This is a genomic window from Candidatus Liberibacter americanus str. Sao Paulo, assembly GCF_000496595.1.
GTDB lineage: Bacteria > Pseudomonadota > Alphaproteobacteria > Rhizobiales > Rhizobiaceae > Liberibacter > Liberibacter americanus.
Map to the genome: position 1 here is coordinate 1 of NC_022793.1, position 14,195 is coordinate 14,195.

Below are 14,195 nucleotides of genomic sequence, written 5' to 3' on the forward strand. Positions count from 1 at the left end.
ATTCATAAACATATAATGTGAGAGTTATGTAGAATATAAGATAATATGGGAATAACTTTTTAGTTAATCCTTGAATATAATTTGGTTAAAGGAGAAAAAATGAGATCAAGAGGAATATCAGCTTGTATTCAAGAAAATAACTATGAAACTCCTGAAACAAATGCGGATGCGAGATGTTTGGAGACAACATGCGAGGAACTGTTTAAAAACGTATCGTCAAAATTAGAAGATCAAGTAGGATCAGATGTATATGCAAGCTGGTTTCAAAGACTTAAATTCCGATCAGTATCACACAACATAGTATATCTATCTGTCCCAACTAATTTTCTAAAAGCTTGGATTAAAAATCGCTATATTGATACTATAACTAAGCTTTTCCAAGAGTCCATTAGCTCTATACAAGGAGTTGAAATTATTGTTAGATCCGCGGCATTAATGCCTTCTGAAACATCGTCATCTTCTGCCATTGCGCATACTACGGCAAAACCACCTATAATAAATACAGGAAAGATTTCTACCATCCAAGGTAAACAGTCTATTAATCCTGTATTTGGCTCACCTCTTGACAGTAAATTCGTTTTTTCAAACTTTATAGAAGGACCTTCTAATCGTGTGGCTTTAGCAGCTGCACATACAATTGCAGAAGAAAATTCTAGTTCATGCACAGTAAGATTTAATCCTTTGTTTATTCATGCTTCTGTAGGTCTTGGAAAAACACATCTTTTACAAGCCATTGCAAATGCTGCAATCAAAAAGCAAAATAATCTTCGAGTAGTATACTTAACTGCTGAGTATTTTATGTGGAGATTTGCCACAGCTATACGTGATAACTATGCACTTAATTTTAAAGACTGTCTTCGTAATATTGATCTGCTTTTAATTGATGACATGCAATTTTTACAAGGAAAATTAATCCAACATGAATTTTGTCATTTATTAAATTCCCTTTTGGATAGCGCAAAACAGATTGTCGCAGCAGCTGACCGCCCTCCTTCTGAACTAGAATCTTTAGACTCGCGGATACGTTCTCGTCTTCAAGGAGGAGTTGCAGTGCCATTAGGAGCACATGACATTGAAATGCGTCTTACAATATTGAAAAATCGACTTAAAATGGCAAAAAAAGATAATCCTAAATTATATATATCAGAAGAAATCCTGCAACGTGTTGCACAAACTGTAACAACTAGTGGACGCGAATTAGATGGAGCATTCAATCAGCTTGTTTTCCGCAATTCATTCGAACCTGTACTAACAATCAAAATGGTAGATGAATTGTTATCACATCTAGTAAGCGCAGGAGAAACAAAAAAAATAAGGATTGAAGATATCCAGCGTATGGTATCTAAACACTATAATATCTCACGCACTGATCTTTTATCTAACCGTCGGGTACGTACTATTGTAAGGCCTCGCCAAATCGCTATGTATCTATCAAAAATTATGACACCCCGATCTTTTCCAGAGATTGGTCGCCGTTTTGGAGATAGAGATCATACAACCGTCCTTCATGCTGTGAGAAAAATAGAAAAATCAATGGAAAAAGACACTGTAATAAAAAAAGAAGTAGAATTACTAAAAAGACTAATATCAGAGTGAGTTAATGATTATAAAAGTTAATTTGAATTATATTATCTCAAATCATCAAGAAAGCATTTAATATTTAGATTAGGTTCTATCATGCTTTTTAATTATAAAATAAATTATTAATATTATGATTATATTCGTTATATTTATCAATAATTAAAATTAATCTTATAAAGATAAATCGTAAATAAAAATATTATATTAAGTTAATAAAAGATTATTAATCAAAATATTACAAAGAAGATGCACTGTATTAATAAAAATTCATATGGCTAATTAAATAATTGATGAATTACTAAAATTGACTAATTCATCATTATTACTAATGTAGGATGACTTATTGATTAGTTGTTAGTGTAATTTCATATAGATAAATTAGCGACTATTGAATCAAGCATCAACATTCCTAATTGTGTACATCTTAAATTTGAAGATCCTACACGTTCTATTAAACCTTGTTCTCGAAGTCTCATCTCACGTTGAATATCTAAATTTCTACCTGAAAATCTTTTCCATATACTAATATCTATACCTTCTCTTAATCTCATACCCATCATCAAAAATTCATCAGCTTGTTGCTCTAAGCTTAGAAATTCTTTTTCGATAATAGCATTGTTATTTTTTTCTATCATCTTTAACCAACTTTCTGGATGTTTTTCTACAGATATTGCGATGCGATAAGGATCAATATTAATGCGACTATGAGCTCCTGGTCCTATGCCAATATAGTCACCACATCTCCAATAATTAAGGTTATGTAAGCTTTCATTTCCAATACTAGCATGATTTGATATTTCATAAGAATAAAGATTATATTCACTAGTTATATCTTGAGTTAAATTATACAAATCCGATGATAATTTTTCATCAGGAAGAATCATAATCCCATCTTTATGTAATCTGTAAAATAAAGTTCCTTTTTCAATTGTTAATTGATACAAGGATATATGATCCATCCCATAATCAAGAGCTTTACGCAATTCACTTTCCCATTTATCTAAACTTTGACCTGGAAGTGCGTATATAAGGTCAAATGAAAAACGCGGAAAAATATCACGAGCTAGATTTATAGCTCTTACAGCATCAAAAGAATTATGATTTCTACCTAAAAATTTCAAAGAGTTGTCATCTAAAGATTGCACACCTAGCGAAACACGATTAATTCCAGAATTCCTATAGCCTAAAAAACGATCTGCTTCAACACTAGATGGATTTGCCTCAATTGTAATTTCAGCTTTTGATTGTATGTTCCAATGCCTTGCAATATTTTCAAGGATTATAGCAATATTTTGAGGTAATATTAGAGAAGGAGTGCCACCTCCAAAAAAAATGCTGGAAACATCTCTAGGGCCAATTAATTGCCTCATCCAGTTCATCTCTAGAAGTAAAGCATGGATAAAACTCTCTTGATTGATTTCATGTCGACGAACATGACTGTTAAAATCACAATAGGGACACTTTTTAATACAAAAAGGCCAGTGAATATAAATACCCAAAGCATTAGGATGAATTTTTTTTTGCGACTCGTAATGATTCATCTTAAATCCATGGAAGAAAATTATCTACAACAGCCATTGATAAAAAGCTTAAATGCACGAGATCTATGAGAAAGACTATTGAATCCATCATCTCCTAATTTATAATGATCTCTTTCTCCTCCACAACCATTCTTTTCTTCTTCTGTCATTTCTCCAAAAGTAAGATAACATCCTACTGGTTGGAAAATAGGATCATAACCAAAACCTAATTTTCCACGTGGAGGCCAAACAATCGTTCCATCTACTCTGCCAAAAAAACTCTCCATATGACCATCCGGCCAAGCAATACATAAAACAGAAACAAAATGTGCAGAACGTAATTCAGGGATAGTAGCACCTTTAGCAACAAGAATATTTTCAATCTTTTGCATCGCCATATAAAAATCACGATTATCAGATTCTGTTTCAGCCCATCTAGCGCTATGTATTCCTGGCTGACCATCAAGAGCATCAACAACTAATCCAGAATCGTCAGAAAGAGCAGGCATAAATGTGCTTTTAGAAGCGCTTAAAGCCTTAATAGCGGCATTATCTTCAAAGGAATTACCTGTCTCTTCTGGTATAATCAGGCCTAATTCTATAGAAGATTTAACAGAAAATCCCAGAGGCATAATAAGATTGCGAAGCTCGCTTATCTTATCATAATTATGACTTGCAATAACGATTTCTTTTTCACTTATTTTACGCACTTATTGTTTAACTCCAGATATCACATCCTTTTGTAATTTTATCAAATCATCAATTTTATCCTTTGCTAAAACCATCATAGAAAGCAAATGATCTTGAGAAAAAGAATTTCCTTCTGCTGTTGCCTGAATTTCAACAATATCTCCAGAATCAGTCATAACAAAATTAGCATCAACATCAATTTTGGAATCTTCATCATAATCAAGATCAACTATAGCGTTGCCAGAAGAAATCCCACATGATATAGCCGCAACATGGCCTTTAATTATTTGTGATAATTGCAATTTACTACTACGATCTACCATATGTTTTAAGCAATCATATAAGGCAATCCATGCACCAGTGATTGCTGCCGTACGAGTTCCTCCATCAGCTTGAATAACATCACAGTCCACAATAACCTGGCGAGATCCCAGAGCAGAAAGATTAACAACTGAACGAAGTGAACGACCTATAAGGCGTTGTATCTCTTGCGTTCGCCCTCCTTGTTTCCCAATAATGGATTCACGTTTAACGCGATTTCCCGTAGAACGTGGCAACATTCCATATTCTGCAGTAATCCATCCCTTTCCTGTATTTCGTAGCCAAGCAGGAACTTTATCTTCAAGTGTAGCAGTTGTTATTAAGTGAGTATCGCCAAACTTTACTAAGCAAGATCCTTCAGCATGTTTAATAACTCCTCGTACGAAAGATATTTCCCTCATTTGATCTGCTTTTCTACCAGATAAACGCACTATTATTTCCTCCATTATTTTCTAATATACTTAACATAATTAATATAGAAATAAACAATGAAATGACTATTTGGCATATAATTGACAAATAAGTTATATTTAAATGATCTATACAAAACACAAAAAATATCAAATTTGAAAATATTGATTAAGAAATAAATTGATAAACGACTAATAGTGTTTAAAAAACAATTAAACATAATTCTATAAACTTAGTTTTACGATTTAAATACTGATGAGGATTTTTTTAATGTATGTTAATGTGTATTGAATATATCCAAATTGAAAATATCTATGTCTTCCAGAAGGCTGATAAAACATGAAGAGATATGAGATAACAAACGCTCTCCTTTTTCAGCAGTTGCAGATGAAGCACTACCAACGACACCTGCAGAATTTAAATCATCCATACTCCAACCAAAACTATGTGGACCATATGCACGCAAATACTTAAATTTTTGCATGAATTCCGTTTGACGTGAGGAAAAATTTTTAGCTAAATTCATATTAACCAAATGAGGTGCTAGCGCAAGCATCATACTAGTTTCAGTTTCTCCTCCATGTATACCTATTTCCTTTTCATAAGCAGAAATAATATCATTTGGAATGACAAATCTTGACCAACTTGTATATGCCACCAACATTGAAAAACGCACTCGTGATTCTATAGCAACAATAGGTAAAATCGGTGAATTACCACCATGTGCATTCAACATTATAACTTTAAATATACCAAAATTATGTAATTGATTTATAATATAAAGCCAACGTTCTATAGCATCATTATAAGATAACGTCTTAGTTCCATCAGCGTACATATGTTCAATTGAATAACCAATAGATTCTGCGGGCATAAAGGTAACCGGAAGTTTAGAAGGAAGTATACTTATCACACGTTCTACCAAACCATTTACAATAATAGTATCAGTATCCATTGGCAAATGTGGGCCATGTTGCTCGTATGCACCTAATGGTAAAACTACTATCCAATCTTTGCGTTCAAATATGTTTAGGCTAGATGAATTATCTCCAAACTTCAATGAAGGATGCACCATCTTAAATTATACTCCTTAACTTTTAAAAACATTTGTAGAAAAAAAATTTGAAAACTATATATTACTACTATCCCGTTATTTTATGTAATATGATGATCATTCAATATTATTTTAATATATTTATAAATGGAAATCCTACATGCGTCTAGGTGGACAAATTACAGCAGCTATTGAGATACTTACTGACATCAATAATTATAAAAAGACAGCAATAAATGCCTTAAAAGATTGGGAAATATCTCACCGTTTTGCCGGATCAAGTGATAGAGCATCAATTAATAATATTGTTTATGACGTGATTAGAAAAAGATTATCTAGCGCTTATATAATGGATGATGATAATCCTGCTTCTCTAGTTTATGCAATTATAATCAAGGAATGGAATATCCCTTTTGAAGAAATAACTATCATATTAAAAAATGATCGTTTTGCTCCTCCTCTTCCCAAAGAATCAACTATTGCATCATTAAATTGTCGTCAATTAGAAAACGCACCTTTACATATTCAAGGAAATATTCCTGAGTGGTTACAAGCATCGATACAATCAAATTTTAAATCAAATTGGCTCTTAGAAGTCAAAGGATTATCAGAGCGTCCTCCATTAGATTTAAGAACTAATACACTAAAAGTCAGCCGTCAAAAATTATTAAAGAAACTCCAATGCTATGACATAAATTACTCGCCCATATCTAGGTTCGGACTACGTATACCTGCAACGAAAAGAACATTACGTTTACCCAATATAAAAAATGAAATTTCATTCCAGCGCGGATGGTTCGAAATACAAGATGAAGGATCACAAATAGTATCAGATCTTGCGGCAAGAAAAAGCGGTCATCAGATTCTAGATTTTTGCTCTGGCGGGGGAGGCAAAACATTAGCACTATCTATGCTATTAAACAATAAAGGGCAAATTCATGCTTGGGATAAAAACAAAAATAGAATGGCTCCCATAGTTGCTCGTATCAAGCGTTCTGGAGCCCATAATATACAACTACACAACAACTTAAAATCTTTGCAACACTTATACAAACACTTTACAACAGTTTTAGTTGACGCACCATGTTCGGGAACCGGAACATGGAGAAGGCGCCCTGAAATAAAATGGAAATTATCAATAAAAAATCTTCAAGAAAGAATCGAAGAACAAAAACATATATTGCAAGAAAGCTCAAAATTCGTACGCCCTGGCGGATATCTTATTTACATCACCTGTTCTATACTTCCCGAGGAAAATATACAGCAAATCCATATTTTTTTAGAAAATAATCCTTTTTTCAAAATTGATCCCATAATCGATGATTGGAATACATTGTACAATATAGAAGCACCCAATTCACTTTTATTAGAAAATGGATGTTGTACTCTCACACCAGCTTCAACTAATACAGATGGATTTTTCTTTTGTAGACTGAAACATCATACATAATAATTTTTATGATAAATTATATTAATAAAATAGCTTCATACAAGTATGATACAATTAGAATAATCATCTATATGACGATTAAATATCTCTTTAAAGTAAAATTACTCATTATCTACCATAAGACGTAAAATCTACCATGAGATGTAAATATATTCGTTAATATAAAATAAATAATTAACAAATAAAGCCCAAATACATAAAATTAAAGCTAATTTGACATAAAGACGGAATAAATATATGCAAAAATTTTAATTATGTCGAATTTCTCTTGGAGAAAATAATGAAATATATTTTATTTATACGTTTTTTTACTAGTATTATTATATTTTTAATTAACCCATTAAGTTTGCCTAATGCTTTAGCAGCAGTTAATCCAATTGATGTATTACAACACTATGCATATGTTGCCCATGCAAGATATGAAGACGCACTCAACAGCGCCAAACAATTAGATAATGCAATTGATGCTCTTATTGCTTTCCCATCAAAGGAAAAACTAGATGATGCGCGTCTTAAATGGATCAAAGCCCGTATTCCATATCAACAATCTGAAGTTAATCGTTTTATTAGTCCAACCATCAATGAATTGAATAAAAAAATAAATGAGTGGCCTATTGATGAAGGTTTCATAGACTATGTTGATATTTCATATATTCAAGATGACAATGAAAATGAATTATACAATGCAAATATAATAGCTAATTCAAAAATTTCTGTAAATGGACAAGAAATAGATATATCTGTTCTAACACCTGAACTAATTCGAAAATTACACGGAGCAAACGGCGTATCAAGAAACGTGACAACTGGATATCACGCAATAGAATTCCTTCTTTGGGGACAAGATCTGCAAACAAAAACTCGAAAGGCTGGAGATAGGCCTTACACAGATTTTAGCATAAAAAAATGTACGGGAGGAAATTGTAAAAAACGTGCTGATTATCTAAAGATCGCTTCCACATTGCTAATATCTGATTTGGAAAAAATGGCAAAATCTTGGAGTGCTGAAGGAGAAACAACTAAGCTTCTGATGAAAGATATAAAGTCAGGATTAAATTTGATGATCAAGGGAATGACTTATATGTCCTATGGTGAATTAGCAGGTGATCGTATGAATCTTGGCTTAGTATTACATGATCCTGAACAAGAAATAGACCGTTTTTCTGATAATACTCATGCGTCTTATTTAAATAATATCATTGGAATTGCATCTAGTTATACAGGAGAATACACTAGAATTAACAGCGAAAAAATAAGCGGCGCTTCTATTTCAGATCTTATAAGAAATAATTATAAAAATTTAGATATAGAAATAAATAATAAATTATATGATACACTAAAAGACGCATATATAATGGCAGAACATGCATCACACGTTGAATCATATGATCAAATGATTAATGACAACAATCCCATAGGGAATAAAATAGTACGTAACGTAATAGATGATCTAATTAGACAAACAGAATCATTGAGAAAGCTACGAATTGTCTTTGATCTAAAAGAAGCGGATGTGACATAAGATTTTTTCCAATATACTGCTAATTAATATACTAATAATTAATCCAATGTTTTTGATTAAAGTATTTCATACAGATAATTATTGAAAACATTGGATCATATTATATATTAAAGCATCAGTAATTTACCAAATAACTGGGCGCAATTTATAAATATTTTATACTATTGATAACGTTAAGATATCTTTCAAAAAGTAACGTGCATTTGTTATTTATGTTTAAAATAAAAATGCTAATGATTACTGCTCATTATTGATTATTTATAATATATTCATGACTCATTTTTAATATAGTTAAAAAATACATATAAAAAATATTTTCCATATAATTTAAAAATAGCCGCCTTGAAATTACACATTATGTCATAAATTTAGCTTGCAAATAATCGTAATTGTTAATTTTACTCTTGCTTCTGGATATTATTTAAGCAATATATTACTTATTGATTTTTTTATAACGACTGTTTGTTTTTAAACATAATATATCATAAGCGGGCGTAGCTCAGGGGTAGAGCACAACCTTGCCAAGGTTGGGGTCGAGGGTTCGAATCCCTTCGCCCGCTCCAATGTGTAGTAAAATTATTGTAACGGGATGTTGATAATATTTGACAGTTGTAAATGCAATAGGCATAATATACGATATATTTTGCTTGCGATCAAATTTACATTTAGTATTATAGTTTTGTAGATAAATACATCAGTATAGCTTTTTATACTATAGTAAGATATAATAGTTTACTATAATAATAAAAATATCTTCCAATATATCCATAAAAGATAGAATTATCTATCCTTCATAGTTAATTCTAACTATGGGCAAAAATATCAATATTATCCCAGCCAAGCAAATCCAATTCAGCCCTACTTGCTATAAAGTCAAAACAAGAATTAGCCAAATGCATTCTATCCAATTTCTCAAGCTTTTCAATTAATTTTTTGCGCAACGCATGAAGATAAATAACATCTGAAGCAGCATATTCTAGTTGTTCATAAGATAGAACATCAGCATCCCATTCTGATGATTGTTTTGACTTTGATATCTCAACCCCTAACATTTCTTTTAAATTATCCTTAAGTCCATGATAATTAGTGTAAGTTCTCACTAAACGAGAAGCAATTTTTGTGCAAAAAACTGGAGCAACTACAAAACCAAATTTATTCAATAATACTGCTATATCAAAACGACCATAATGAAAAATTTTTTCTCGCTTTCGATCTGAGAGCATAATCTCAAGATTAGGGGCATTTTTTTGATCCTTAGAAATCTGTATAATATCTGCAGTCCCATCTCCTGGAGATAGCTGAACAACACAAAGCCTATCTCGGCGTGGAACCAAGCCAAGTGTTTCCGTATCGACAGCAATAGCATCAGTATACATATCAATACATTCGACTGGGATATCACCATTATGAACACGTATATTAGACATAATTTATAATCTAACCTTCTTAACATTTATAAAATTATGCATCAATCACGGATCATGACAACCAAAATATTCTCAATTTAGTAGACATAAAAATTAATATATAACAAAGTCCGGATAAAATATGCATCTTTATTTTACTGATTCAATAAAAATTAAATTAATCACTAATCATCACATAATCTACAGCTTAACAAATAATATGTCGATTTAACAATCAGTTTGTTTAAATACAATGATTTAATTTCCTAATAGATAGAAAAAATAAAAAATTACATGATATAATTTAAGGGAAACTATATGTAGCAATTATTCATCATCTCTATCTAGTCTAAAGCTGTATAATTTATGAATTTACATTTTGTTAATGATAAAATTATTTTGAATAATTAATCGGCTATGAATCAAAATTATAAAAAAATTAGTAAAAATAGCACTTTTGTTTATTAAACGAACATTAAATTTTATCAACATGACATATTTTAAACAATTCTTATTCATACTGCTTCTTGCAGTTATCAAACTCCCTACTTATATGTATTATGCAATCGCATTAATATTGCGTTCATTTACTAAGTATTATTAGGGACTGCAAAAGGAAGGCTCTTTAAGAGATCCAAACAGTCTGCTTAAAAGGAGAAGTAATTATGTCAAAAGTCATAGGTATTGACCTCGGGACAACGAATTCATGCGTTGCTGTCATGGATGGAAAAAATGTACGAGTTATCGAAAACGCCGAGGGTGCTCGTACTACTCCTTCTATGATTGCTTTTACAGATGATGGGGAAAGGATAGTAGGACAACCTGCAAAACGTCAAGCTGTAACCAATCCTCATAATACAATATTTGCGGCGAAACGCCTTATAGGACGTCGTTATGATGATTCTATCATAAAAAAAGATGCTGAATTAGTGCCTTATAAAATAGTTAAAGGGAAGAAAGGAGATGCTTGGATTGAGGCTCATGGTAAACAGTACTCTCCTTCTGAAATATCAGCAATAGTCTTACAAAAAATGAAAGAAACAGCTGAAAATTTCCTAGGAGAAAAAGTGGATAAGGCAGTTATTACTGTGCCAGCGTATTTCAATGATGCCCAAAGACAAGCAACTAAGGATGCTGGTCGCATAGCTGGACTTGATGTATTGCGTATTATAAACGAACCAACAGCAGCTGCACTAGCATATGGATTAGAAAAAAAAGAAGGTAAAACCATTATAGTATTCGACTTTGGTGGGGGAACTTTTGATGTTTCAGTCTTGGAAATAGGTGACGGTGTTTTTGAAGTAAAATCAACAAACGGAGATACATTCCTAGGGGGAGAAGATTTTGATTCTTGCCTCGTAGAACATATATGTAATACATTTAAAAAAGAAAATGGCATAGACCTTAAGAAAGATACTCTTGCACTACAAAGGCTAAAAGAAGCGGCTGAAAAAGCAAAAATTGAATTATCCTCAACACAAAAAACGGAAATAAATCTTCCATTTATCTCTGCTAATAACTCAGGCGCACAGCATCTAAATATGAGTATAACACGTTCCCAATTTGAAGCTTTAGTTGGTCATCTTATACAGAAAACTATTGAACCATGTAAGAAATGTTTGGAAGATGCAGGTTTATCACCTAGTGATATTGATGAAGTGGTACTAGTTGGCGGTATGACTCGTATGCCAAAAATTCAAGAATCAGTTCAAAATTTCTTCAAAAAATCTCCTAACAAAGGAGTTAATCCTGACGAAGTTGTTGCTATGGGAGCAGCTATACAAGCGGGAGTTCTTCAGGGCGATGTAAAAGACGTTCTTTTATTAGACGTAACTCCTCTTTCTCTTGGAATTGAAACTTTGGGCGGAATTTTCACACCCCTTATTGAGCGTAATAGTACAATTCCAACAAAAAAATCACAAGTATTCTCAACCGCTAGCGATAACCAGTCAGCAGTAACAATAAGAGTAAGTCAGGGCGAAAGAAAAATGGCATCTGATAATAAGCTATTAGGGCAATTTGACTTGGTGGGCATACCTAATGCTCCTAGAGGCGTCCCTCAAATAGAAGTAACATTTGATATTGATGCTAATGGAATAGTTCATGTATCTGCAAAAGATAAAGGAACAGGAAAAGAACAGCAGATCCGAATTCAAGCTTCTGGTGGACTCTCTGAAGAAGAGATTGAGAAAATGGTAAAAGATGCAGAAATGCATTCTGAAATGGACAAGAAACGACGTGAAGACGTTGAATCAAAAAATCAAGCAGAAAGTCTGATACACTCAACAGAGCAATCACTAAAAGAACATGGTGATAAAGTATCTGAAGAAGACCGTAACTCTATCCAAGAAGCAATCGATAAGCTAAAATCTGCTGTCAATGATACAGAGTCTGATGAAAATTCCATTAAGGAAGCAACTCAAAAGCTAATGGAAGTTTCTATGAATCTTGGAAAGGCTATATATGAAGCACAAGAGAAACAAGCTAAAACAGAAAATTCCTCTCAGGATTCTACTAATGAAAAGGAGGATACGAAACCTTCCAAGGATGATATAATTGATGCAGATTATGAAGAAATAAAAGATGAAAAGAAAAAAACCTAATATTTCTTAATAAAAATCATTAAGTCATTAGAAGAAATCCGGCTGTGTCACAACAACCGGATTTCCATTATTTAAGGATAACTTTAGTATGAAAAAAGCTGATTACTATAAAATACTAGGTGTAGATCGTAATGCCAGCGATCGAGAGCTTAAAGCTGCATTTCGAAATATGGCAATGAAATATCATCCGGATAAGAATCAAAATAATCAAGAAGCAGAAGAAAAATTTAGAGAAGCCAACGAGGCGTATGAAGTTCTTCGTAATCCTCAAAAACGCGCTCTTTATGATCAATACGGACATGCTGCTTTTGAAAATGGAGGCCCTTCATCTCAAAGCTCTGCTGGATTTGGATCTACAATGAACAGCAGCAGTGTTTTTGCCGATATTTTTGAAGATATTTTCGGCGCAGCTTCAGGTTCATGGGGGAATAAACGATCATCCTCGACAAAAGAACCTGGAGCAGACCTTCGTTATAATGTGGAAATTTCACTTGAAGAAGCATTTTCTGGAAAAAATATGCAAGTCAGAATTCCTAGTATTATTAAATGCAATACTTGTGATGGATCTGGAGCAAAGCCAGGAACAACTCCTAAAACTTGTAATACCTGTAGTGGTTCTGGAACTGTATATACCACTGCTCAAAGCTTTTTTTCAATTGAAAGAACATGTCATAGTTGTAAAGGGTCAGGACAAATTATATCTAATCCTTGTGCTAAATGCTATGGACAAGGTCGCGTAGAAGAAGAGCAAATCGTATCTTTCGATATCCCACCAGGAGCTGGTGATGGAACTCGTATCAGGTTATCAGGTAAAGGTGAAGCAGGTCTGAATGGCGGAAATGCAGGAGATCTGTATATTTTTATATCTGTAAAGAAACATCAATTTTTTCAAAGGGATGGTGCAAATTTATACTGTAAAGTGCCTATATCTATGATTACTGCGACAATTGGAGGTAAATTTGAAGTTGCAACTCTTGATGCTACGCAATCTAGGGTAACAGTGCCAGAAGGCACACAGACAGGAAAGCAATTTCGTCTTAAAGGAAAAGGGATGCCAATCCTCCATTCTGGTCGAAAAGGAGATCTATATGTCCAGATTCAAGTAGAAACACCACAGAAATTAAATAGCCGTCAGCGCGAGATATTAGAAGAGTTTGAAAAAATATCTTCAAAAGATAACAGTCCTCAATCTATAGGATTTTTCTCAAAAATGAAGGATTTCTTTGACACACTTGGAGGATGATTTTACAAATTAAAGAGTCAAATATTATACTAATTGCTTTATAAGTAGTTGGTCAAACTTTAATATACAAATAACGATATATTAAAATTATAAGATTAAATAGCTTGCAAAACTTTTTAGATTAGCTTGCAGATTATCGATTATTTTCAGTCTATAAATATAAGATATCTTTTAATGATATAGCGCACATAAATACTAAGAGTATGGAATAGATTTAGATACGCGAATATAATAAATTAATAGGTATATTAAAAGTTATAAAATAGAAAGGAAAATGAATTTACATATAATATCATAAATTGTGGAGGAGAGAGGGGGATTCGAACCCCCGATACCAATAGGTACTCCGCATTTCGAGTGCGGTACATTCAACCACTCTGTCACCTCTCCAAAT

At 32.6% G+C, this 14,195-nt stretch carries 10 protein-coding genes and 2 tRNA genes; 6 read left to right on the top strand and 6 right to left on the bottom strand.

Features of this window, described 5'->3' with window-relative positions; translation table 11 throughout:
* Nucleotides 1–99 precede the first annotated feature (99 nt).
* Entirely contained in the window at nucleotides 100–1,596 is a 1,497-nt protein-coding gene (gene dnaA / locus LAM_RS00005) for a chromosomal replication initiator protein DnaA (protein ID WP_007556618.1), read from the top strand.
* A gap of 350 nt (nucleotides 1,597–1,946) precedes the next feature.
* Here the strand turns inward: dnaA and hemW are convergent, their stop codons facing one another.
* The 4 genes from hemW to LAM_RS00025 form a co-directional block, all read right to left on the bottom strand.
* Nucleotides 1,947–3,122 (bottom strand): radical SAM family heme chaperone HemW, encoded by a 1,176-nt coding sequence (hemW, locus tag LAM_RS00010; protein ID WP_007556619.1) that lies wholly within the window; start codon nucleotides 3,120–3,122, stop codon nucleotides 1,947–1,949.
* A gap of 20 nt (nucleotides 3,123–3,142) precedes the next feature.
* The gene (locus LAM_RS00015; RefSeq protein WP_007556621.1) at nucleotides 3,143–3,811 is read right to left on the bottom strand and encodes a non-canonical purine NTP pyrophosphatase; all 669 of its coding nucleotides are present in this window, start codon (nucleotides 3,809–3,811) and stop codon (nucleotides 3,143–3,145) included.
* The gene (rph, locus tag LAM_RS00020; protein WP_007556622.1) at nucleotides 3,812–4,543 is read right to left on the bottom strand and encodes a ribonuclease PH; all 732 of its coding nucleotides are present in this window, start codon (nucleotides 4,541–4,543) and stop codon (nucleotides 3,812–3,814) included.
* A gap of 257 nt (nucleotides 4,544–4,800) precedes the next feature.
* The gene (locus tag LAM_RS00025; protein ID WP_007556623.1) at nucleotides 4,801–5,598 is read right to left on the bottom strand and encodes a creatininase family protein; all 798 of its coding nucleotides are present in this window, start codon (nucleotides 5,596–5,598) and stop codon (nucleotides 4,801–4,803) included.
* A 139-nt stretch (nucleotides 5,599–5,737) separates the two neighbouring features.
* Between LAM_RS00025 and LAM_RS00030 the strand changes: the two genes are divergently transcribed.
* From LAM_RS00030 to LAM_RS00040, 3 genes are all read left to right on the top strand, one after another.
* Nucleotides 5,738–7,027: an RsmB/NOP family class I SAM-dependent RNA methyltransferase gene (locus LAM_RS00030; protein WP_007556625.1), complete on the top strand. Its 1,290-nt coding sequence runs from the start codon at nucleotides 5,738–5,740 to the stop codon at nucleotides 7,025–7,027.
* 280 nt (nucleotides 7,028–7,307) lie between these two features.
* Nucleotides 7,308–8,549, top strand: coding sequence for an imelysin family protein (locus LAM_RS00035; protein WP_007556626.1), 1,242 nt, complete (start codon nucleotides 7,308–7,310; stop codon nucleotides 8,547–8,549).
* A 488-nt stretch (nucleotides 8,550–9,037) separates the two neighbouring features.
* A tRNA-Gly gene (locus LAM_RS00040) sits at nucleotides 9,038–9,112 on the top strand.
* 240 nt (nucleotides 9,113–9,352) lie between these two features.
* On the opposite strand, the gene LAM_RS00045 is transcribed toward LAM_RS00040, so the two are convergent.
* On the bottom strand, nucleotides 9,353–9,979 hold the full coding sequence (locus tag LAM_RS00045) for a ribonuclease D (protein ID WP_040055811.1): 627 nt from the start codon (nucleotides 9,977–9,979) through the stop codon (nucleotides 9,353–9,355).
* 641 nt (nucleotides 9,980–10,620) lie between these two features.
* Here LAM_RS00045 and dnaK point away from each other — a divergent pair.
* Both dnaK and dnaJ read left to right on the top strand, forming a co-directional pair.
* Nucleotides 10,621–12,558: a molecular chaperone DnaK gene (dnaK, locus tag LAM_RS00050; protein ID WP_007556629.1), complete on the top strand. Its 1,938-nt coding sequence runs from the start codon at nucleotides 10,621–10,623 to the stop codon at nucleotides 12,556–12,558.
* 88 nt (nucleotides 12,559–12,646) lie between these two features.
* Nucleotides 12,647–13,801 carry a molecular chaperone DnaJ gene (gene dnaJ, locus LAM_RS00055; RefSeq protein WP_007556630.1) on the top strand — a complete coding sequence of 385 codons (1,155 nt, stop codon included), beginning with the start codon at nucleotides 12,647–12,649 and terminating at the stop codon, nucleotides 13,799–13,801.
* 302 nt (nucleotides 13,802–14,103) lie between these two features.
* Here dnaJ and LAM_RS00060 read toward each other — a convergent pair.
* Nucleotides 14,104–14,191: transfer RNA gene (locus tag LAM_RS00060), tRNA-Ser, on the bottom strand.
* Between the last annotated feature and the right edge of the window lie 4 nt (nucleotides 14,192–14,195).